Source organism: Pontibacter sp. GD7, from assembly GCF_058216375.1.
In genome coordinates this window covers 130,734-154,539 of record NZ_JBYZMP010000006.1, presented here as the reverse complement: position 1 = coordinate 154,539, position 23,806 = coordinate 130,734, and the positions used below count along the sequence as shown (strand labels likewise).

Here is a 23,806-nt window from a genome sequence, read left to right as displayed (position 1 = left end):
TGATTCTGACAATATCATTTGAATTGCTTAAATTCGGTATCTGAACCAGAAAAGCTTGCACAATGGCCACAGGAAAAACAGGCAGAGTTTTAGTTGTTGACGATGAGGCAGACGTGCTCTTCGCCATGAAGATGCTACTGAAAACAGAGGTAAAAGAGGTAGTAACGGAGAAGAATCCGGACAACCTGATGAGCCTGCTGTCGAAGGAGAAATTTGATGCTATTTTCCTGGACATGAATTTCAAGAGCGCGCTTAACACCGGCAACGAAGGCCTGTTTTGGCTGCGCCAGATTCTGGACAAAGATAAGGATGCCAAAGTTATACTTATCACGGCCTACGGCGATGTGGAACTGGCTGTGAAATCGTTGAAGGAAGGGGCGTTTGACTTTATAGTAAAGCCCTGGCACAACGATAAATTACTGGAAACCCTACACACCGTTTTGCAGGCAAAGGGGCCGAAGAAGAGTGAGAAATCAGCAGCAGGCACAGGCCAAACTACCATACTTGGCGAATCTGAAGCGATACAGGATATACTTTACAAAATAGAGAAAATTGCCCCTACTGAGGCCAATGTGCTCATACTCGGCGAGAACGGAACTGGTAAAGAACTGGTAGCACGCGCCCTGCACGAGAAATCATTTAGAGCTAGTCAGCCATTCGTAAGCGTAGATGTGGCCGCCCTGACAGATACCTTGTTCGAGAGTGAGTTGTTCGGTTTTAAGAAAGGAGCTTTTACCGATGCCAAGGAAGATCGCAAAGGGCGATTTGAAGCAGCCAATGGTGGTACCCTGTTCCTGGATGAAATCGGAAACATCTCCCCTGCCATGCAAGCCAAACTGCTGACAGTGCTTCAGAACCGGCAGGTAACGCCTCTCGGCTCTAACACTCCGGTACCTGTTAATATCCGCCTGATTTCAGCTACCAACGAGCCTATTTATGAATTGGCCGCCAAAAACCTGTTCCGCAAAGATCTGATTTACCGCATTAATACAGTAGAAATAACGCTGCCTCCGCTGCGTGCCCGAGGCAATGATGTAGAGCTGCTAGCCAGACATTTTGCTGATATCTATGCCAGCAAAAACCATAAGCCTGCACCTGAGTTTACACCTGCCACCCTGCAGAAACTAAAACAACACAACTGGCCGGGTAACGTGCGTGAGTTGCAGCATGCCGTGGAGCGGGCCATTATACTTGCCGAAAACAATGTGCTGCAGCCCCAGGATTTCAGCTTCTCGCCGATGGAGATGGCGCCAACTGACTCTACACCTGTGCTTGCGGTAGATACAAGTATGCCTTTGCACGAAATTGAAAAAGAAACCATACGCCGTGTGATCGAGAAGAATAATGGCAATATCTCCAAAGCTGCCAAAGAACTTGGCCTTACCCGCACCGCCCTTTACCGCCGCCTGAACAAGTATGATATCTAAGCGACTGGAACTCGGGCTGTTTGTCAGGTTTATACTTTTGCTGGGCGTGATGTACGTGACAGTGGCTTACCTGACGCAGTACACCTGGCTACAGGTAGCCACAGGTATACTTGTGATGCTGGCCCAGGTGCTGGAAACAGCGCGATACGTCACCCGCAGCAACAACGAACTGGCCAGGTTTCTGGAAGCCGTAAAACAACGTGATTTTTCCCAGCGGTTTAACGAGAACGCCAATTCTTCGCTGCAGCAACTGCACCGCGCCTTTAACACAATAAACGACACCTTTAAGCAGCTGCACATAGAGCGTGAGGCACAGTTCCAGTACATGCAAACCATACTTCAGTTGGTGGATACTGGCATTATGGCTGTGGATGAGGAGACAGGTGAAGTGGAATGGGTAAACGATGCCCTAAAGAAGATGCTCGGCCTCCCCTACCTCAAAAGTATAGACAACCTGGACAAGCGTTACCCTATCCTGCTTAATGCGCTGCAAAGTATAAAGTCCGGTGAAAGTATACTTACAAAGTTAAAGCTGCCATCTGGTCAGTCGCAGGTGCTGGTTTCGGCTACAGCCTTTACCATGCAGCACCGCAACCTGCAGCTGGTAGTGCTCAAAAACGTAAGCGCCACCGTAGATGCTACCGAAACCGAGGCCTGGCAAAAGTTGCTCCGCGTTATGACGCATGAGATCATGAATTCCGTGGCACCCATTGCCTCGCTGGCCGATACTTTAGGCAAACACCTGCACCTGGAGCGGGAACGCTATACTTCGGAACCTGACACAACCGTTGATGTGGAAGTGCTACAAGATACGGAAGAAGGAATCGGCATCATCAAAAAACGTAGCGAAGGCTTGCTGCGCTTTACACAATTTTACCGCAACCTGAACAAATCGCAGCAGCTAAACCTCACTACTATTTATGTGCAGGAGCTTTTCAAAAGTATAAATGCCCTGATGTATCCAAGGCTTAAAGAGGCTGGCATAGACTTTAGCTGCAAAGTATCACCCCCTAACCTGGTCATAAATGGAGATGTAAATTTGCTGGAGCAAGTAATTATCAACCTGATTACCAATGCCCAGCGTGCGGTGTTGGATCGGCTATCTCCACAAATTATACTTATAGCCGGTCAGCAGGACGGGAAAGTAACGATAGAAGTACACGACAACGGCACAGGCATTCCGGAAGAAATACTGGAGAACATCTTCATACCTTTCTTTACCTCTCACAAAGAAGGCTCCGGCATAGGCCTTAGCCTGTCCAAACACATCATGCTGCTGCACAAGGGCACTATACAAGTTGAAAGTGAGGAAAGCGTGGGCAGTACATTTAAACTGGTGTTTTAGAAAATAGTCCTCCCTTCGATCTACTTACGTTTTATTCTCAAATCTCCACTCTCGCCGGCGTAGATTTGTGCCCCATTGTGCCAGTTTGCCTAAGGCTCAGAGCTTATGCCGCAAGTTTAGCGAAGCGTAACTTGTGGCTACACATGATGCCAGTTTGCAACTGGCTATCTGTGTAAGCAGAAAAGAATACTTTAGCTGATTTATACTTTGAGAGATTTATACTTTATCGTCTATTCCCAAAGTATAAAGTATAAAACAGGCCGTCGCAGTCCTTGCTTTTTCAAAGCAAAGCAGTTGAAAACTCCTGCCATACATAGCCACAAGTTACGCTTTGCTAAACTTGCGGCATATTTGCTTCTTTCAAACTCTCATTCAAATCTCCTAAGCTTATATAGCTAAAAATTTATATTTACTTTTGGTGTTTAAACAGTCGAACTTAAACACCACCTATACTATGAAAAAACACTACCGCTCCGAGAGCAACTGCTTAAACTGTGAGGCAACTGTTACGGGTAATTTCTGCTCCGTTTGTGGGCAGGAAAACCTGGAATTGCACGAAAACTTTCTGCACCTGGTGCTGCACAGCGTCGGGCACTACTTCCACTTAGAGTCAAAGTTTTTCAAAAGCATGGTGCCGCTTCTAACCAAACCAGGTCATCTTACAAAAGAGTACTTTGCCGGTAAACGCGCCTCGCATCTCAACCCGATCAGCATGTACATCTTTATCAGTATAGTTTTCTTCTTTCTTTTTACGGCCAACACCAATATCAACAAAAAGGGTATTATTAAAGAGAATGCTACTGAAAAAACCAAAAGCGCAGAAGCAGTTGCAGGGAAGGCAGCTAAGGACTTAGGAAACTATATTAAGACAGACATTACTAACACACAGGCAGTAAAAGACAGCGCCAGAAACCGAAACACAGTAAAGGAATCAAACAAGAAAGATTCTGTCGGTGAATTTAACATACCGCTAGGGACATTTAACGAGAAGTTTAGAAAGGTAAAAAACGACGAACTGCAGTTTGAGCTTTTTAAAAACAAGCTGACAAGTCACTTGCCGAAGATCATGTTCATCCTGCTACCCCTGTTTGCCCTTATCCTGAAGCTGGTGAGCATCAGGTCGAAGAAATACTACACAGAGCACCTGATCTACTCGATACACGTACATTCGTTCCTTTTCCTGTTCGGCTCCATACTGATCTTACTAAAGTGGATGCTGCCTTTCGTCTCGGGCTGGATACAGTTTCTGGGCATTCTTGTTATACTTTGGTACATCTACCGGTCCATGCGCACAATTTACAATAGCACCCGCTGGCGCACTGTTACTAAGTTTTTGCTGCTGGCTTTCGCTTATACTTTTCTGTTGTTTTTAAGTGGCCTTACAGTAGTGGTGGCTACGCTTTACACTATGTAAGGCATAAGCTTACAGCTAAAATCACTTAAGATACCGCTGCAAAGCCAAAAGGCTTTAACTATTCTATGCCGCCGCCGTTCAAATCTGCATAAGTATAAATCTATACTTAACAGGTGCTTATACTTTAAACTCAGAACTATGGCGGCCCAGAACCTACAGCAGCAAGTAGTTGATATTTTAGCCACAGCAGATGTTAAGATAAACGGCCCCGATCCGTGGGACCTGCAGGTGCACGACGGCAGGTTTTACAAGCGTATACTTTCGGATGGCACCCTTGGGCTGGGCGAGTCTTACATGGACGGCTGGTGGGACTGCCAAAGTATAGACCAGTTTGTGTTTAAAGTGCTCCGGGCCGACCTGTATAAAAGAGCAAAACTAAGCTGGCGCTCGAAGCTACAGGTGCTGCTGGCAAAACTGCTGAACATGCAGGCCAAAGGCAAAGCTGCCCGCAACGCACAACGCCACTACGACATCGGCAACAGATTGTACCAGTTGATGCTGGACAAGCGCATGACCTACAGCTGCGGCTACTGGAAAGATGCAGACAACCTGGACCAGGCCCAGGAAAACAAACTAGACCTTATCTGTCGGAAATTATACTTGAAGCCCGGACAACGCGTGCTGGATATAGGCTGTGGCTGGGGCAGCTTTGCCGGGTTTGCCGCGGAAAAGTATGGCGTAGAGGTGGTAGGTATAACCGTATCGGAAGAGCAGGCGGCACTGGCCCGGGAGAGGTACAAAGGCTTACCTATAGAAATACGCCTGCAAGACTACCGCGACATAAACGAGCCGTTTGACCATGTGGTATCGGTGGGCATGGTAGAGCACGTGGGTTACCGCAACCACCGGAAATTTATGCAGGTGGCAGCACGCTGCCTAAAGGATGATGGCCTGTTTCTGCTGCACACCATCGGTCACAACTATTCCAGAACCTCTGCCGATCCATTTACAGATACGTATGTTTTCCCGAACTCGGTGATACCTTCTATCAAACAACTCGGCGCGGCCATGGAGCATATTTTTAAGGTAGAAGACTGGCATAACTTCGGCCCCTACTACGACCCAACTTTGATGGCGTGGTTCGACAATTTTGATCGCAACTGGGAGCAACTGCAGGGAGAATACGGAGCGCGCTTTTACCGCATGTGGAAATACTACCTGCTTTCCAGCGCAGGCTCGTTCAGGGCTCGCAACAACCAGCTGTGGCAGCTGGTACTGTCTAAGGCAGGGATCGCAGGAGGGTATACAGCAGTAAGGTGATGTAAAGCATAGCCAAAAAGTATAAAGTATAACTTGTAAGCTTTTACTTCAGCATAAAGCGCGCAGAGGTTACTTCATGCTCTGTTATTAACCGGCCAATGTAACTGCCTGCCGGCAACTTTTCCCTTCTTAACTGAAACACAAAATACTCTCCTGCTTGCCCTGTGCCTTCAGCTAATACCATTAACGTGTTACCCTGCATGTTCAGAATTTCAAGTTTGTAGCGTCCGGCTTGCTTTAGCTTAAAACTTAGGTCTGTTTTATTACCGAAGCTCTTTGGTGATGCAGAAAGCGATAAACGTTCCTCTCCTATCCCCCCGCCAAGCGTCGAGGCTTTCCTAATTCCATCGCCGGGCGCAAGGGCCTTTTCTGTGCCGGCAGTAATAAATGGATTAACGCTGGTTTCGGTAGCTGCTATTTCTCCCTGCCCAAAGACAAATTCCAGTCTCGACAGGAAAGCCAATAACAGCAGAAGCTTGATCAATGGTCCGATGCTTTTTTTCATGCCAGATGTTTGAAAACAATACTTTGCAACACACCCACTCCTATTATTTTGGGGATTGTGATAAAAGTACAAATTCAAACACCGCACTACCAGGAATAAATATTGCCAAAGGTAACATCATCAGCATAATAGATTATTGCAAGTAATTTCAAAATGAATACCCGAAACACCTTATAACACAATAATCAAATAATTATTATACAACTTTCACGGAGATAATATTACCATTCTCCTGACCTTGGGTAACATCATAGCACATCATGACTGAGTTCAAAATTATCAAGACAGACAAAATCCTTAAAGTGAAAGGCACCCTGCAGTAAATTTTGCCACAGGGTGCCTTTCTCAAGAAATTATTTCTCTATCCTACTTTATTAGTAGCATTGTGCCTGAACGGCTGGAGTTACCGTTCACCAGCTTGTAAATATAAACTCCGCTTTTATTTTCGGATGCTTTAAAGTTATAAGTATAAGTTTGACCAGTTTCCACGTTGCCCTCAAAGAGCGTTGCTACCTCACGGCCAGTTACATCATAAACCTTTAACAATGTATAACCAGACTCTTTTGCTTTAAAGCTGATCGTGGTGCTTTCAGAGAATGGGTTAGGGTAGCTTAAGACCATTTCATCCGCTTTGTTTACCTCTGACATTGCAACTGCCGGACTTGCAGTAGAGCCGCCTGCGATAACCGTTGCCGGAGGCATATCAAATGCTTCCTTCTGGTCAAATCTATAGTAGCTTAGGCCCTGACTGGCGCTATAGCCCACGCCTCTTCTTGCAAAGGCACTCCAGATCAGTTCTTGGTTAGCACCGCCATAGTTTAGCTGATCAGCTAAAAGTATAGCATTGCGGCCATCCACAAAGCCAGGATAGCATGGTTGCAGTTTTAAGCCGTCGATAACCAATTGCATAGCCATGTTGTTACCTCCCTTGCCGTTATAAAGGTCTGGGTCGAAGCCGTACTTATCTATCAGATCCCATGTCATTTCCCAGAGTATAGTAGCAAACACAAAACCAATACCGTGCGGAGCTGAAAGATTTGGATTGTTGGTGGCACCATAAGTATAACTGTTCACGCTAATGTCAGTGGAGTAAGGAGCAGGTCTGATACCCCGGCCCTCTACAGGCTGCCCTGAAGCATATGTACCTATACCTCTGATCTTATTACGGGTATCACCTTTCTTCATGGTCATCATTAGTCCAAACCAGTCGCTCCAGCCTTCACCCATCTGTTCGGTTGTCAATACCTGACCACTGGCAAGCACCTGGGTTGGCAAGCAGGAAGTAGTATTACGGCCACCTGTCAGTCGGTTTGAAATGCCATGACCGTATTCATGCACAATGATGCCATTGTCAAAATCACCGTCAATCTCAGGCCCAGAACCATCGTCTTTTAGGCTTACGGTTACCTCTTGATTTGCATCCAGTAATGCTCTGATGCTGGCACCTGTTATATCGCTGATCATCACCGAAGGAATCGTAATTGAAGGATCGGCACCGCCCATAGTACTTGGAGCACCCGGTGCATTATTAATAACCACTACCGCAATGGCTCCGGCATTTTGAGCGTTTTTAACTTTATCTACAAAAGGACAATTACCTCTGTATACTACTGCTATTTTGCCTGAAACAGCCGCAGCATTAAGTACTGTGCCACACCCCTCCACTGCGTTAACACCTTCGCTGTTTACCAGAACTAATTTTCCGGTTACTGGAGTGGAAGTAAGAGCCGGACCAAAAGCTGCAGTGGCTGAAGGATTACTTCCGGCAATAGATGAAGGCGACGTCACCCTAAATTTATCAGGATCAGGAATACCACTCCAAAGGTACATCTGCATTCTTGGTCTTCTGCCATCAATTGGAGTAGCAAAGTTTGCATTATTTCGTGTGGTTTGTCCTGCCGGTGGGATAGGAATGTTCCGTGCATCCTGTGCTTCTGCCATTACATAATCACCTCCAAGACCTGACTTGCCAAAGTTAGTTCTCTGAAAGTTGCCACTCTCTTCGTCAAAGCCATACTTGTACCACACATCATGTGTAATATTATTCCAATAGAAAAGGTTGGTGATGGCAGCATCACGATAAGTTTCTGGTTGCTGCGAAAAGTTTAAAGGGTATTTGAAAACCCTCTGGGTTCCACCGTCCGGGCTATGGCCATGCACTACATCTGCTCCATTATCGGCATTACTTACTATATGACCTTTATTATTCGGGTCTTCGTAAGCGTACACGTTATTGCCTCTGGTTATGGTGTAGCTTTTCTTGTCGTCTGTGTGCCAACCATTCGGCGATGCCATTTTGTCTACCACAGCAGCCGCGTTCATCGGTTTTCGGCCGCCATGGCTTGGACTTTCAAATGGCATAGGATATACTTCATAAACACCTGGTGTATTTCCTTGATTAACAGGTCCGGCCATTGGCGAATACGGAGTCATATCAATATCCCCATCCATTGCCAGGGACACTTCGTGCCGGTGCGTATCGTGGAGGTATTTTCCTCCGGCACCGTCATTTTCGAACACGCAATGCACCACCATGTTGTCTTTGTCCAGCAGTTCTCCTGTTTTGGCATCTACCCGGATATTCCACCAGTTTTGCGCATCCAGTTCATAGATGGATACCTCCCAGGCCAGTCTCAGACTACCATCAAACATAGGCTGATAAACTAGCTTAGCAGGTATTGTTTCCAGTGAGACACCACCTTTCGAAAGCACTACTTCTTTATTTCTGTTATTTGTTCTCTCCAATACAGTTAATGGCTCTGAAACGGTAACGCCTAAATGGCGCGCAGCTGCTTGAACTGCCCCCTCAGCGTCCAGAACAGGCTGTTTACTATTCACTTTACTTTCAATATCTTCATGAAAACGGTTGCCTACATTCACAACCTTTCCATCGCTGGAGATACTCATGTTAGTTATGGCACCATGAATTTCAATACCTTCATACCGCTGCATAATGTAGTAGTGCTTTACACCACTCTTTTTACTTTCGGCTTCACTGCCTAGCGCCAGGTCCTGTATGTCTTTGTCTTTTACTTTAAGTGCTTGTTTATTTTTTTGTATGTGATCAAGCGCTACCTGTGGAATTGGCTTTTTCTCGGACTGGCGGTTCCCTTGGGCGAAGGCAACACTGCCACCGAACAGCATGACTACAATAATAGCCAGCCGCGTACAATCGCGTAAATATTTAACCATAGATTTTTGAGTGAAGATGTTAGGAAATAAATCAGACGATATATACGGATAGTCTATAAAACAAGCGATTGCATATCCATAAATTATACTATTGCATTATAAGTATTTTACATCTATATTGGAATGCTAAAATAAATATTCATATATAGAACTAACATATTATATAAAACTACAAACCAGGCAATTACAACAGCCACACATTACAAAACCAGTGCAAACTGCGCCATAACCCACCGGCACACTCCGGCAGGCTATGTTTTAAATATATTCCTATTTCATAAAACTTATTTCAGGCCTCAGGCAGCACTATTCCGGTATTAGGCAAAACTTAGAAAGATGACCTTGATAAAATCTACTTACCAATTTTATTTTAGTGTTTAAACACCGTCATTGGTCCTATGTTATTTTTGGTTCAATTTTGCATGCAGAACATGTTGTGGCTTAATTTTTAAAATAAGTGGGGCAGTCAAATTATTTGCAGCTAACTCTTGTTACCATATCAAGCAAAAGTGGATAACTATCTGGAAAACTACTGGATAAAAAGCACTCCCATCTCAGCTTCAGATTGATTATCTTTGTAGTAATGGAAAATTTTGTAGTATCAGCGCGTAAGTACCGTCCAACCACGTTCGACAGTGTGGTGGGGCAGCACCATATAACCAATACCCTTAAAAACGCCATCAGCAGCAAGCATTTGGCGCAGGCCTTTTTGTTTTGTGGCCCAAGAGGTGTGGGTAAAACCACCTGTGCCCGTATTTTGGCCAAAACCATAAACTGCCAGAACATTACCCCGGAAACAGAGGCCTGCAACGAGTGCGAATCGTGCAAAAGCTTTAACAGCAGCAGCTCGTTCAACATCCATGAGCTCGATGCCGCTTCCAACAACTCAGTAGAGGATATCCGAAACCTGGTGGAGCAGGTACGCTATGCGCCGCAAACAGGCAAGTATAAGATCTACATCATAGATGAGGTGCACATGCTCTCGAACCAGGCCTTCAACGCCTTCCTGAAGACGCTGGAGGAGCCGCCATCCTACGCCATCTTTATACTTGCCACCACCGAGCGCCACAAAATTATCCCGACCATACTTTCGCGTTGCCAGATCTTCGATTTTAACAGAATCAGGATAGAGGATATGGTGCGCCACCTGGGCAACATCGCCCAAAAGGAAAGCATACAGGCCGAGCAGGACGCCCTGCACCTGATCTCCCAGAAAGCAGATGGGGCCTTGCGCGATGCCCTGTCTATTTTCGACCAGATGGTGACGTTCTCGGGTAGCAATGTGACTTACAAGGCTACCGTTGAGAACCTGCACATACTCGACTACGACTACTACTTCCGGTTAACAGACCATTTGCTGGAGCAGAACCTGCCTGGTTCGCTGCTGCTGTACGATGAGATCCTGAAAAACGGCTTCGACTCGCACAACTTCCTGATCGGCATTGCAGAGCACTTCCGCAGCCTGCTGGTGTGCAAAGACCCGCAGACGATACAGTTGCTGGAGGTATCGGACAACATCAAGGCAAAGTATGCGGAGCAGTCGCAGAAGGCAAGTGTGAGCTTCCTTTTATCGGGTCTAAACCTGGTAAGCACCTGCGACACCAACTACAAAAGCAGCAAAAACCAGCGCCTGCACGTAGAGCTTTGCCTGATGAAACTGGCCCACCTGAATGCAGCCCTGAGTTTTGCCAGCGAGGGAAACGAACCAAAAAAAGCTAAGGTAGCAGCCCCGGCACCAGCCGCTACCGGAAATACAGGTGCCATACCTTCTGCTGCCATGCAGCCAGCCCATAACCAGGGCACGGTTCCGTCGCAGCAGATGCAGCAACCTGCGCCGGGTAGCGTGCCATCAGAGCGCATGCAACCGCCGCACACGCCAACGCATGTGCCATCCGAAGGTTTGCAGCAACCTCCAAAGCAGCAGGAAGTAACACCCGATGCACACCTGACGCCGCCAAAGGCACAGGCAGCCCCGGAACAGCCGCGCTCTAAAGTACAGTTGCCTCCGCCGAAAAAACTGGGCAAGCTGCCTAGCCTGAAAGACCTGCAGAACCAGCAGGCCGCCGCTACAAATGTGGTGGTAGCCGAAGAAGAGGAAGACGCCAACTATGGTGCCGTGGTGCCTGTTGATGAGGCGCGCCTGAAAACGGTTTGGCATGCTATACTTCGCCGCAAAAAGGCAGAGAACATGATGGAGTTCACGCTCCTGAACCGCCAGTACCACATCAGCGCCGACAACGAAGTTATACTTCACCTGGAAAACCACGTGATGATGGACCAGTTTACGGCCATACGCCCCGAGATACTGCGTGAACTAAAGGCACAGACAGGCAACAGAAGTATAAAACTGAAAGCAGAGGTAGTGGAAGTGCAGGACGATAGCCGAAAACTTTATACTTCTCAGGATAAGTTTAACTATCTCGCCGAGAAATACCCGGTGATCGTCGATTTAAAGCAGCGTTTTGGCTTAGATACGGATTTCTAAATCTGTTATATACTATATTCGTATAGTTACACCGTCACTAATCAAGCTATACTATGATAATCAAAAAGGGAGTATCTCTGTTTTTGATCGCGTCTGTTTTTGCATTTACCCAGTGCAAGAACGAAACGTATCAGACGCAGTCAACCACTGACACAACAGCCACTGCTAGCCCAGCAGTAAAAGAGTACAAGTATGAAACCGTGCCCGGCGACCCACTGAATGCCCGCATTTATACGTTGGACAACGGCCTGAAAGTATACTTATCGGATTACGAAGAGGCACCTCGCATTCAGACGTTTATAGCAGTTCGCGCCGGCTCTAAAAACGACCCTGCTGATGCCACCGGCCTTGCCCATTACCTGGAGCACATGGTGTTTAAAGGCACCACGGAGTTAGGCACACAGAACTGGGAGAAGGAAAAAGTGGAGCTGGATAAGATCGAGGCACTCTACGAAAAGTATAGAGCCACCACCGATGAAGCCGCCCGCAAAAAGATCTATGCCCAGATCGACTCTGTTTCGGGTGTTGCTGCTACCTATGCCGTTGCCAACGAGTATGACAAGATCCTGGGCGCTATTGGGGCAAAAGGCACCAATGCCTATACCTGGGTAGACCAGACAGTTTATACCAACGACATCCCAAGTAACCAACTGGAGCGCTGGATAGAGCTGGAGGCAGATCGCTTCGGCGACATGGTGCCGCGTATTTTCCATACGGAGCTGGAGGCTGTGTATGAAGAGAAAAACCGTACCCTAGACAGCGACGGACGCAAAGTGGCAGAGGTCATCAACACCGCCCTTTTCCCAACGCACCAGTACGGTACCCAGACAACTATAGGCACTATAGAACACCTGAAGAATCCTTCCATCACCGAGATCAAAAAGTACTATAACAAATACTACGTACCGAATAACATGGCCATTGCCATGAGCGGAGACATCGATTTCGACAAGACCATCCGTTTGATAGACAAGTACTGGGGAAGTATGGCGCAGCAGCCGGTACCGGCTTTTAATGTAGCTGATGAAAAAACTATTCAGCAGCCAATTGTGAAGGAAATACTGGGGCCAGATGCCGAGAACGTATCTATCGCCTACCGCACACCGGGCATTAACACCCGCGATGCGCTTGTAATACAGATGATCAGCAACTTGCTTTATAACGGCCAGGCCGGTTTGATAGACCTGAACCTGAACCAGCAGCAGAAAGTGCTGAACTCGTACGCCTACGACACGCCGATGAAGGACTATGGCACGTTCCGGATGACGGGCATGCCACGCCAGGGCCAGACCCTGGACCAGGTGCGCGACCTGTTGCTGCAGCAGCTGGATATGATCAAGAAAGGTAATTTTGACGAAGACCTTATCCAGGCGGTTGTAAACAACGACAAGATCAACACTATGAAGGCCTATGAGCAGAACAGCAACCGCGCCGATGCCTTTGTAACAGCCTTTATCTATGACATGCCGTGGCAAAAGTTTGTAAGCCGCCAGGATGAGTTTGCTGGTATTACCAAGCAGGATGTGATGGATGTGGCTAACAAGTACTTTGGTAATAACTATGTGCTGGTATACAAGCGTACCGGCAAAGACCCGAACGCGCAAAAAGTGGAGAAGCCAGCCATTACGCCGGTAGCCGTTAACCGCGATGTGCAATCGGAGTACTACAAAGAGTTTATGGCCAAGAAAGTAGAGCCGCTGCAGCCTGTTTTCCTTGATTATAAAAAAGACATCACCGAAACTACCCTGAAGCAGAACATCCCACTGCTGTATACTAAGAACAAAGACAATGGCTTGTTCCAGCTATACTACATCCTGGACATGGGCACCAACAACGACCAGAAACTAGGACTGGCTGTTAACTACCTCAAGTACCTGGGTAACGATAAGTATACGGCAGAAGAGCTTCAGAAAGAGTTCTACAAGTTGGGTACTTCATTTGACGTGTTCTCTTCCGGCGACCAGGTATATGTAAGCTTGTCTGGCCTGGATGAGAACTTCGAGAAAGGCCTGAACCTTTTTGAGAGCGTATTAGCTAACCCGAAACCAGACCAGCAGGCCCTGAACGACATGGTAGCCGGTATCCTGAAAGCCCGCGCTGATGCCAAGAAAAACAAAGGCGTTATTCTGCAGCAGGCCATGGTGAACTACGCCAAGTATGGCCCTAAGAATCCGTTTAACACGGTACTGAGCGAGAAAGAGCTAAAGGCTATTAAACCGCAGGAGTTGGTGAACATCATCAAGAGCATCCCGACTTACGAGCACCGCGTGCTATACTATGGTCCACGTGAAACCGACAAGTTAGTAGCTGCCTTGAATACAGGCCATATGGTACCAGCTAAACTAAAGCCAGTACCTGCCGAAAAAGTATATAAGGAGATCGATTTTACGCAGCCAACGGTTTACTGGGCAGATTACGACATGGTGCAGGCCGAAATGCTATTCCTGAGCAAGTCGGTGCCTTACAGCAAAGACATTATTCCGGTAGTGCGCCTATACAACGAATACATGGGTGGCATCGTGTTCCAGGACCTGCGTGAGTCGAAGGCCCTAGCCTACTCTACTTACTCGTTCTATAGCCCTGCTTCTAAAAAGGACCGCGCCAATTACCTGATCTCATACATCGGGGCGCAGTCGGATAAACTGGCGGAGGCGATGGCCGGCATGCAGAACCTGCTAACGGATATGCCTTTGGCAGATGCCAACTTCCAGAACGCACAGGCTGCCCTGCGCAATAGCATCTCTACGGAGCGCATCACCAAAGCCGGCATCCTGTTCGACTACGAGCGTGCCAAAAAGCTAGGCCTGAACTACGATATCCGCCAGGACGTGTACCAGAGCGCCAACACCATGACCTTCGATCAGATGAAGGAGTTCCAGCAGAAGTATGTGAAAGCCCAGCCGCAGGTTATACTTGTGATCGGCTCTAAAGACAAGCTGAACTTCAAAGCACTGGAGAAGTATGGCAAAGTGAAGCAACTGGATCTGAAGACCTTGTTTGGGTATTAACCTCCCCCTGCCCCCTCCTAAAAACAGGAGGGGGTATTTTTTTTGTCCATACTTTTCATGCCGCAAGTTTAGCGATAGCGCAACTTGTGGCTATCCATGAGGCCAGTTTGTAACTGGCGTATATTCTAAAGCTATACTTCCGCCAGTTACAAACTGGCCCCATACTTCACCACCAGTTACCGCTGCGCTAAAACTGGCGGTATGGTTAGTTCAGAAGTATAATTTCCACCATTCCTTTTCCTCCTGCATAATCAATGGCGCTGCTATAAGGATAGTTCTGCGGCTCGTACACAAAGCCAGCTTCTACAGGATTATTGTGAATGTAATTTAATTTCTGATCCATCAGGAAGTTTGAATTTAGCTCGATAGGCTGGTTATGCTACTGCCAGAACTGGAAAGTTTGGTTATTGTTGTTCCGCACACCAGCTCGTTCAAACATCCAGAGCATCCACTCCTTTCTACTTTCCTGTGGGTTATCAGAGATGGCTTTAATTATAGTTTTAGAAGTATGCTTCTTCAGGTCCCGGATAATGCCTGACTGGTTTTCTGTTTGCGAGCCAATAATCAAATGTACATGGTTCGACATAATGCACCAGGCATATACTTCCAGCCCTTTGTTTTTAACACAATAATTCAGGCTCTCAACTACAATATCTTTATATGCAGGTCTAGTAAAAACGTCTATCCAATTCACCGTGGCAAACGAGATGAAGTGCAGTTTACTCTGGTCGCTAATCTTATAATTCCGGCTCATGGCATACTATACGAACATACCGCCAGTTTGAGCGCAGCGGTAACTGGTGGTGGGGTATGGCGCCAGTTTGTAACTGGCGAAAGTATAAAGTTGGATAACGCCAGTTACAAACTGGCCTCATGGATAGCCACAAGTTGCGCTCACGCTAAACTTGCGGCATGGGGGGGCTCACACTAAACTTGCGGTATCAAGAAAAAAAGTCAGAATAACTCATGGCATTTATCATAAGAACTATGAATCAACTTCTTATTTATTTGTTTATATTTTTTACTTTTAGTAGTTCTTGAAACTAAAATAAATGGAAAAAAAATACCAAGTCTTTGTTAGCTCAACATATCAAGATTTTACAGAAGAAAGAAGGGAGGTTATTCAAGCATTATTAGAATTAGATTGTATTCCAGTTGGCATGGAAATGTTTCCTGCGACTGATGATGATCAATGGACTTTAATAAAGAATCTCATAAATGACTGTGACTACTATATTCTCATAATAGGAGCAAGATATGGTTCTGAAAGCGCTGAAGGTATCAGTTATACTCAAATGGAATTCCAGTATGCGCTCGATCAGGGAATACCTATAATTTCATTTTTACATAAAAATCCAGATACTGTATCTGTTTCTAAAACAGACAAGGACGAAGATAAAAGAAGGAAGCTGGAAGAATTCAGGAAATTAGCAGAGAAAAAACTTGTAAGATTCTGGGAGTCACCCATTGAACTTGGATCTGTTGTAAGTAGAAGTCTTGTCAAATTAATTAAAAGTCATCCTCGGACTGGATGGGTAAAAGCTGATAATTTAGGTTCTGAAGAAGCCCAGCTAGAAATACTTAAACTTCGAGAAAAAGTATCTGAACTAGAGACAGTAAAACTATCGGTCAACCTAGTGGAATTGGCTCAAGGAGATGATAGATTTGTGGTAAATGTTGTTTTTAAAGAAGAAAGGTATACGATTAATAATATTCGCACCTCAGTAGAAGTAACTTGGAATGATTTATTTAAAAAATCTTGTACAATACTTATGAATGAGGCTTCTGAATTAGATTTTAAAAACCATCTAAATACATACCTCAAATATCTTCTAAAAGGGGAGTACAGTGCATTTTATGATTTTACAATCATTAAGGATAATTTTGCTCAAATTCTAATTCAATTAAAAGCACTAGGTTTAATTGAAAAAAGTATAAAAAAGAGATCTCTTAAGGACACAAACACTTATTGGACATTAACATCTAGAGGGGATAAGTATCTTACTGAACTTAGAGCAATAAAGCGAGAAGTTGTTTTATAACGTATAAGAAACAAGGATAAAGTATACATGAGAAAGGCCACCCGATCTCTCAGGCAGCCTTTCTCTTTTATACTATATACTTCTACTTAGAAGTTACTCAGCGCAGCGTTTAGCGTTTCGCTTGGGCACATGGCTTTGCTAGTTTTTTCTTCGTCCGGGTGGTAGTAACCGCCGATCTCAACAGGCTTGCCTTGTGCGGCGATCTGCTCGTCTACGATCTTCTGCTCGTTGTCGGTTAGCTCTTTGGCCAGGCTAGAGAACTTCTCTTTCAGCTCCTGATTTTTGTCCTGCTTGGCAAGTGCCTGAGCCCAGTACATGGCCAGGTAGAAGTGGCTGCCACGGTTGTCGATGCCGCCAACTTTACGCGCCGGCGACTTGTCTTTCTCCAGGAACTCAGCGTTGGCTTTATTCAGTGCCTCTGCCAATACCTCAGCCTTCTCGTTCTTGGTCTTGTAAGCAAGATCTTCCAGAGAAACGGCCAATGCCAGGAACTCACCCAATGAATCCCAACGCAGGTAGTTTTCTTCTACGAACTGCTCTACGTGCTTAGGTGCAGAACCACCCGCTCCTGTCTCGAACAGGCCACCGCCATCCAGCAACGGAACAATAGAAAGCATTTTTGCGCTGGTGCCAAGCTCCAGGATCGGGAACAGGTCAGTCAGGTAGTCGCGGAGTACGTTACCAGTTACTGAGATGGTATCTTTACCAGCTTTGGCGCGCTCGCAAGTATAACGCATGGCCTCTACCGGCGACATGATCTTGATTTCAAGGCCGTTGGTGTCATGGTCCTGCAGGTACTTTTCTACTTTTATGATCAGGTTAGCATCGTGTGCACGCTGTGGGTCCAGCCAGAAAATGGCAGGCGTATTCGTGATGCGGGCTCTTGTAACGGCCAGCTTCACCCAGTCCTGGATAGCTACGTCTTTTGTCTGGCAAGCTCTGAAGATATCGCCTTTTGCTACTGGCTGCTCCATCATCACGTTACCATTGGCATCCACCACACGCACCGTTCCGGCCTCAGCCATTTCAAATGTTTTATCGTGCGAGCCATACTCCTCGGCTTTCTGCGCCATCAGGCCGATGTTCGGAACAGTACCCATAGTTGTCGGGTCGAAAGCGCCGTTCTCTTTGTTGAACTTGATCACTTCCTGGTAGATACCGGCGTAAGAGCGGTCCGGAATGATGGCTACCGTATCTTTCGGCTTGCCATCAGGTCCCCACATCTGGCCTGACGTACGGATAGCCGCCGGCATAGACGCGTCGATGATCACGTCGCTAGGCACGTGCAGGTTCGTAATGCCTTTGTCAGAGTTTACCATTGCCAGTTCAGGGCGCTTCTCCATCTCAGCTTTCAGGTCAGCTTCGATCTCGACACGCTTCTGTTCTGACAAACTCTGGATTTTGTTGTACACGTCGCCCAAACCGTTATTTGCGTCAACGCCGATTTCCTTAAATGTAGCAGCATGCTTGGCAAACGTATCCTTAAAGAACACTTTTACCGCATGGCCGAACATGATAGGGTCAGAAACCTTCATCATGGTAGCTTTCAGGTGCAGCGACAACAGGATGTTATCTTCTTTTGCCTCATTGATGGCCTTCTCGAAGAAAGCGTTCAGGGCATCCACGTGCATCACAGAAGAGTCCATCACTTCGCCATCTTTCAAAGCGATCTTCTCCTTTAATACTTTGGTGTTGCCATTGGCATCCACAAACTCGATGCGCACCTCTGTAGCCTTATCAGCCACAAACGATTTCTCGCTGCCATAGAAGTCGCCTTCCGTCATGTGGGCAACGCGTGTTTTAGAGTCTGATGACCATTTACCCATGGAGTGCGGGTGGCTTTTGGCATACTGCTTCACGGCATCAGCTACACGGCGGTCAGAGTTACCTTCACGCAGTACAGGGTTTACCGCGCTACCCAGAATTTTGGCATAGCGAGCTTTGATATCTTTTTCCTCTTCTGTTTTAGGCTCAGAAGGATAGTTTGGAATATTGTAGCCCTGCGACTGCAGTTCTTTGATAGCCGCGTTCAGCTGCGGGATAGAGGCACTAATGTTTGGCAATTTGATGATGTTCGCCTCCGGTGTTTTAGCTAGATCGCCCAGGTAAGCCAGGTCATCCGACTGCTTCTGCTCATCAGAAAGGTTCTCCGGGAAGGCAGCAATGATACGGCCAGCCAGGGAGATGTCTCTTGTCTCTACTTCGATGCCGGCAGCTTTTGTGAAAGCCTGAACTATAGGTAAGAAAGAGCGCGTGGCAAGTGCCGGCGCCTCATCGGTAATCGTATAGATGATCTTTGATGCTTTTGTCGTCATTATAAAGTGTTAGTTAAGTCTGTGCCTCTGCCACCGCGCAGCAAAAACACAGGTTAAAAATACTGTTTTAAGGTTGATACAACATTAAAGTCCGAGCATAGGACCACAAGATTTAGCCACGCCGGATCAGGGAACAAATATAAGAGTCTTTTTGATATTGGTGGGGTATTATGGCAGGTTTATGGGTTTTATTCAGCACCAGGCATGGCGTAATTTATAAACGTTGTAACACAGTGTGTTCTTACTCTTTTGCCATTAACACAAAACTTCTGAAGCTGTCAGGCACGGAGGCTTTATACTTAAAAACAAATCCACCCAATAGTATAGCAATTTATACTTACTAAGTAATTAGTTCGCTTGGTATAAACAGGTTATGTGTTCGCTAAAAGTAATCCTGCGGCCAAAAACATCTTAAAAGGAGCATATGTACAACAAGAGAATATAGTATTTACCTATTTTACTTATGATTCACATCCTTACTTTACCTGCCTGCAGGATAATACTCTTGCTTATCTTGTGTGCCTTTTACGTTCACCCAGCTTTCCCGGAGCCGATCAGGATCATGGCGCTGGGGAACTCCATTACGCAATCGAACCAGGCTAATTACAGTTACCGGTACTACCTCTGGAAAAAACTACTGGACGCTAACATGGAGGTAGATTTTGTTGGCTCGCATGCGGTAAACAACGGCGGCAACCCGGCATGGCCACAGCATAAAGGCCAGAGCTTCGACCCCGACAACGAAGGCCATTGGGGCTGGAGTGCAGACCAGATACTTTATGGCAACTCAGGAGAACCTGCCAAAGGCAAACTAAGCCAGTGGCTTGCTGGCTATACCCCCGATGTAGTGCTAATGCATGTGGGCACAAACGATATGTTCCGGGACCAATCGCTGGATGAAACGCTGGATGAGCTGCGCGAAATTGTGAGGCAGCTAAGAGCGGACAATCCGGATGTAACGATACTCATGGCGCAATTGATTCCGGCCTATGATCAGAAAGTAGGGCCAACGGCCGCCAATAACATCAGGCTATTAAATGACCGCATACCGGCCCTGGTCAATGAACTCAATACCGCCGCATCCCAGGTTATACTTGTAGACCAATACACTGGCTTTGATGCAACAACCGGCGTCGACACCTGGGATGGCATACACCCCAATGCAAGCGGAGACGAAAAAATGGCGCAGCGCTGGTTCGATGCTTTAATGGATGCCATCATTCCTTTGCCTGTTACTTTGATCTCATTCAGCGGAAGGCACATTCCGGATAAAGGAGTAGAGTTAAAATGGGCAACAGCATCAGAAGAGAATAATGCACAGTTTGAGGTTCAGCGTTCTGAAGGTGCCAGCTCGTTTTCAACTATTGCCACCCTGGCAGGACGCGGCAATACGCACCATCTGATAAACTATACTTACCTGGACTCAACTGCGTTTAGCGGCACCTATTACTATCGCTTAAAACAAACTGATCTGGATGGCGTGAGCAGCTACTCAAACATTATTCAGGTACAAGCTGCAGCTTCAAGTGCCAGTCTGCAGGTTTACCCTACTGTTAATGTGCAGGAAAAGGTAAGTATAAACCTTAGCGGACAAAGACCTTTTGCGAAGGTGGAGATCTGGGTCTATACTTTGTCAGGGAAGCGGATAAAGCATTTGGTAAGGCAATGCGCTGCCAATGGTGTGCTGCTGATGGACCTGTATTTTAACGAAAGTCAACAATCAGGCTTATATCTGGTGCAGGTTGCTACACCACACGGTAAGCTGCAGAGAGAGTTTATAGTAAAATAGTGGTTTACTCTTTATCCTGCTCCTGCAACAACTGAATCACCTCTTCATCGGAGGTCTGGTAAAACTCTTCGTAGAACTGCCCAACCGCCTGAAAAAACGGAGGGGTTAGCAGGCAAACTACTTCATCAACCATTTGCTCGAAACGGCGCACCGCCTCAGGTGGCGCCACCGGCACGGCAATCACTATTTTTTTGGGATGCTCGGTTTTAACCAGCTTTACAGTAGCCTCCAGTGTTTTGCCGGTGGCAATGCCGTCGTCTACAATAATTACTGTCTTGTCTTTTAAGGGCACATGTGTGCGGTTGCCCATAAACAGCTTATACTTCTCCTTCAGGCTCTCCCGGATGCGCTGCACCTCTGCGTTTACATATTTGTCGGGTACTTCGGCGCGTTCATCCACGGCTACACTTTTTAAGCTTACAGAGCCAATGGCAAACTCCGGGTTGGCTGGGTGCCCGATCTTTTTAGTAAGCGTTACTTCTAAGGGCATGCCAAGACTTTTAGCAATAGGCGCGGCAACAGGCACGCCTCCGCGGGGTATCGCCAGCACAACCCCGTCCGTTCCTTTATACTTCTGTAACCGCTGCGCCAATTCCTGCGCCGCACTCTCACGGCTGTGTATCATTTCCATAGCTTTTTCAATTGTGAATGAGTGAGTGTGTGCATGAGCGAGTGAAGCCGCCAATCAGATATTTTTTTGTTATTCACTCAATCACTCATTCGCTCATTCTCCCATTAGTAATGTCACGGTTTGTCCTGACGCAAAGGGTGCTGCTTGCCGGGTTCCAGGTATTTGCGAAACCAGTCGGTGGCCAGTTGCGCTGCCATCTCCAACGCGCCAGGTTCTTCGAACAGGTGTGTGGCATCGGGCACGATCTCCATATCCTTCAGGCACTGAAGCCGGTCATGGGCCTGTTTGTTTAAACTGATAACCGGGTCGTCTTTTCCACCCACGATTAGCAAAGTTGGCGATTGCACGTCCGGCAAAACTGCATCTGCCAGGTCGGGCCGGCCTCCGCGGCTAACTACAGCCTTTACCATATCGCCAAGGGCAGCGGCGGCTCCCAAGGCGGATGCGGCACCGGTGCTTGCCCCAAAATAGCCAATATTGTAGTCAGTCAGCCGATCATCTTTCATCACCCAATTGGTAGCGTCAACCAAGCGCTGCGTGATCAGGGGGATGTTAAAGCGGTTATCATAGTTTTCGTCTTCCTGCGGCGTAAGCAGGTCGAAGAGTAAGGTAGCGAAGCCGGACCGCTGCAGGTGTTCGGCAACAAAACGGTTGCGTGTACTTAAGCGGCTGCTCCCACTGCCATGCGAGAATATAACCAGTCCTTTAGCGTTTTCCGGCACCGAAAGATCACCTGTGAGTGTTGCCTGGCCTACCGGGATGTCTACCTGCTCGCTAATAATTAAGTCTGTCATAGCTGTCTGGGTTTGATTTCATAAATACAGAGGCTGCATGTTTTGAATTACGCCCATAAATCTTAGAAGTTCAGAATGTTACACCATTACACACCGCTGTGCGTACAGCAAGTATAAAATCCCCAACTGTCATGTTTAAACCTGTAAGTATACTTTTGTTGGCCTTTATTATTCTGGCATCCTGCAGTTCGGAGCAAACCACCACCATTACAGAGGACCAGCAAGTTAATACTAACTCACACCAGGAAACCGACTCTGCCAGAAATTTCAAGGAGGCATTCGGCAGCTTTTTCGACGCTGTGCAACAGTCCGACACGGCTGTGATCAACCGGTTTATTCATCCAAAGTATAACCTCTGGATAATTGAGCAGCCGGGTGCCCTGCCCAAAATGACACAGGTAGCCAGGATACAGAACTTTGGCCGTGAGTATCAAAACAGGTCATTTTTTACCATAGCCGAGGAGATGCAGGCCTGCAAGCTAACCGAAGAGCCACTCCCGGATTTTGACTGCGCCGACATGAATTACGATGAAGGCAAAAGCGGCTACAGCAAAGACGGCTGCTTTGCCTGGAATGCCGACAAATTCAGGAAGAGTGGTTATTGGAACTACGCCAGCCTTTCCGATGCTGAGATCCAACGCATAGAGGCTACCCTACCATTAGTACAAAAAACTGTACTGCACACCAATACCTCTTTCGAGTTTCACTTCGGCCAGGTAAACGGGCAATGGTACCTGCTCTTTGCCAAGCTCATTTACCCCTGCAGCGCGTAAGCTTCAATCTTGAAAGAGTGGATGGGTAAGTGTATAAGACTATGGCTTATACTTATTACTACCATCATTCGTAATTCTTAATTCTTAATTCATAATTCTAAAAACATGGCCTACTACCGAAGACATGCTGTTCCCCCACCCGATCCTAACCTGCTCAGAGACCTTACTGCTCTGCAAAACAAAATGCAGCAGCGTATCATCATCCAAAAACCTGACTTCGACCTCAAACTTATTGCCGGCTGCGATTCTTCTTTTGTAGGCGAAGACGCTATACTTTCCGTGTTCGTACTCATGACATACCCCGAACTGGAAGTACTGGAGAAAGTATGGCATTACGGCCCGGTAGAGTTGCCCTATGTACCCGGCTTTCTGTCCTTTAGAGAAGCGCCAAACCTGCTGGAAGCCTATAAAAAGCTCGACCAAAAGCCCGACCTGATCATGGTAGACGGTCACGGCATCTCACACCCGCGCCGCCTGGGCATCGCCACCCACCTGGGCCTGCACCTCGACAAACCCACCATCGGCGTAGCCAAAAAGGTGCTGGTAGGCAAGTATAAAGAACCTGCCGCTACTAAAGGCTCTGTCTCCCCGCTGGAGTATAAAGGCGAGATCATCGCCAACGTTCTCTGCACCAAAGACAACGTTAAGCCCGTCTTTGTCTCCCCCGGCCACCTCATGGATCTCGAATCAGCCACCGAGATCGCCCTGAATTGCGCCACCAAGTATAAACTCCCCGAACCCACCCGCCTGGCCGACCATTATGCGGCGGTGTTTAAGAAGGAGGTCTGAATCAGGATTTGCAGGATTTTTGGATGGACAGGATGTT

The 23,806-nt window shown here is 47.0% G+C and carries 17 protein-coding genes; 10 read left to right on the top strand and 7 right to left on the bottom strand.

Annotated elements, in window-relative coordinates; all coding sequences use genetic code 11:
- Positions 1-62 precede the first annotated feature (62 nt).
- The 4 genes from AC4BAP_RS11365 (at position 63) to cfa (ending at position 5,446) form a co-directional block, all read left to right on the top strand.
- Positions 63-1,427: a sigma-54-dependent transcriptional regulator gene (locus AC4BAP_RS11365; RefSeq protein ID WP_490582773.1), complete on the top strand. Its 1,365-nt coding sequence runs from the start codon at positions 63-65 to the stop codon at positions 1,425-1,427.
- Entirely contained in the window at positions 1,417-2,772 is a 1,356-nt protein-coding gene (locus AC4BAP_RS11360) for a sensor histidine kinase (RefSeq protein ID WP_490582772.1), read from the top strand. The genes AC4BAP_RS11365 and AC4BAP_RS11360 overlap by 11 nt, the downstream gene beginning before the upstream one ends.
- 454 nt (positions 2,773-3,226) lie before the next feature.
- Positions 3,227-4,186, top strand: coding sequence for a DUF3667 domain-containing protein (locus AC4BAP_RS11355; RefSeq protein WP_490582771.1), 960 nt, complete (start codon positions 3,227-3,229; stop codon positions 4,184-4,186).
- Positions 4,187-4,324: 138 nt separating this feature from the next.
- Positions 4,325-5,446, top strand: coding sequence for a cyclopropane fatty acyl phospholipid synthase (gene cfa, locus AC4BAP_RS11350; protein ID WP_490582770.1), 1,122 nt, complete (start codon positions 4,325-4,327; stop codon positions 5,444-5,446).
- Positions 5,447-5,489: 43 nt separating this feature from the next.
- On the opposite strand, the gene AC4BAP_RS11345 is transcribed toward cfa, so the two are convergent.
- Together AC4BAP_RS11345 and AC4BAP_RS11340 are read right to left on the bottom strand one after the other, a co-directional pair.
- Positions 5,490-5,951 (bottom strand): hypothetical protein, encoded by a 462-nt coding sequence (locus tag AC4BAP_RS11345; RefSeq protein WP_490582769.1) that lies wholly within the window; start codon positions 5,949-5,951, stop codon positions 5,490-5,492.
- Between the two features lie 366 nt (positions 5,952-6,317).
- On the bottom strand, positions 6,318-9,143 hold the full coding sequence (locus AC4BAP_RS11340; protein ID WP_490582768.1) for a T9SS-dependent M36 family metallopeptidase: 2,826 nt from the start codon (positions 9,141-9,143) through the stop codon (positions 6,318-6,320).
- Between the two features lie 583 nt (positions 9,144-9,726).
- Between AC4BAP_RS11340 and AC4BAP_RS11335 the strand changes: the two genes are divergently transcribed.
- Both AC4BAP_RS11335 and AC4BAP_RS11330 read left to right on the top strand, forming a co-directional pair.
- A complete protein-coding gene (locus tag AC4BAP_RS11335) occupies positions 9,727-11,628 on the top strand; it encodes a DNA polymerase III subunit gamma/tau (protein WP_490582767.1) in 1,902 nt (633 codons plus the stop codon).
- Positions 11,629-11,681: 53 nt separating this feature from the next.
- Entirely contained in the window at positions 11,682-14,636 is a 2,955-nt protein-coding gene (locus AC4BAP_RS11330) for a M16 family metallopeptidase (RefSeq protein ID WP_490582766.1), read from the top strand.
- A 205-nt stretch (positions 14,637-14,841) separates the two neighbouring features.
- Here the strand turns inward: AC4BAP_RS11330 and AC4BAP_RS11325 are convergent, their stop codons facing one another.
- The gene (locus tag AC4BAP_RS11325; RefSeq protein WP_490582765.1) at positions 14,842-14,979 is read right to left on the bottom strand and encodes a hypothetical protein; all 138 of its coding nucleotides are present in this window, start codon (positions 14,977-14,979) and stop codon (positions 14,842-14,844) included.
- A gap of 36 nt (positions 14,980-15,015) precedes the next feature.
- Positions 15,016-15,390, bottom strand: coding sequence for a transposase (locus AC4BAP_RS11320; protein ID WP_490582764.1), 375 nt, complete (start codon positions 15,388-15,390; stop codon positions 15,016-15,018).
- A 298-nt stretch (positions 15,391-15,688) separates the two neighbouring features.
- Here AC4BAP_RS11320 and AC4BAP_RS11315 point away from each other — a divergent pair, with 298 nt between their 5' ends.
- Entirely contained in the window at positions 15,689-16,678 is a 990-nt protein-coding gene (locus AC4BAP_RS11315; RefSeq protein ID WP_490582763.1) for a DUF4062 domain-containing protein, read from the top strand.
- Between the two features lie 86 nt (positions 16,679-16,764).
- Here the strand turns inward: AC4BAP_RS11315 and AC4BAP_RS11310 are convergent, their stop codons facing one another.
- Positions 16,765-18,993 (bottom strand): NADP-dependent isocitrate dehydrogenase, encoded by a 2,229-nt coding sequence (locus AC4BAP_RS11310; RefSeq protein WP_490582762.1) that lies wholly within the window; start codon positions 18,991-18,993, stop codon positions 16,765-16,767.
- Between the two features lie 463 nt (positions 18,994-19,456).
- Between AC4BAP_RS11310 and AC4BAP_RS11305 the strand changes: the two genes are divergently transcribed.
- Positions 19,457-20,782: a GDSL-type esterase/lipase family protein gene (locus AC4BAP_RS11305; protein ID WP_490582761.1), complete on the top strand. Its 1,326-nt coding sequence runs from the start codon at positions 19,457-19,459 to the stop codon at positions 20,780-20,782.
- Between the two features lie 4 nt (positions 20,783-20,786).
- On the opposite strand, the gene AC4BAP_RS11300 is transcribed toward AC4BAP_RS11305, so the two are convergent.
- On the bottom strand, positions 20,787-21,413 hold the full coding sequence (locus AC4BAP_RS11300; protein WP_490582760.1) for a phosphoribosyltransferase: 627 nt from the start codon (positions 21,411-21,413) through the stop codon (positions 20,787-20,789).
- A 113-nt stretch (positions 21,414-21,526) separates the two neighbouring features.
- Complete coding sequence (locus tag AC4BAP_RS11295) at positions 21,527-22,207, bottom strand: dienelactone hydrolase family protein (protein WP_490582759.1); 681 nt, start codon at positions 22,205-22,207, stop codon at positions 21,527-21,529.
- A 131-nt stretch (positions 22,208-22,338) separates the two neighbouring features.
- Here AC4BAP_RS11295 and AC4BAP_RS11290 point away from each other — a divergent pair, with 131 nt between their 5' ends.
- Complete coding sequence (locus AC4BAP_RS11290; protein ID WP_490582758.1) at positions 22,339-22,980, top strand: hypothetical protein; 642 nt, start codon at positions 22,339-22,341, stop codon at positions 22,978-22,980.
- Between the two features lie 105 nt (positions 22,981-23,085).
- Complete coding sequence (gene nfi, locus AC4BAP_RS11285) at positions 23,086-23,769, top strand: deoxyribonuclease V (protein ID WP_490582757.1); 684 nt, start codon at positions 23,086-23,088, stop codon at positions 23,767-23,769.
- Positions 23,770-23,806 lie beyond the last annotated feature (37 nt).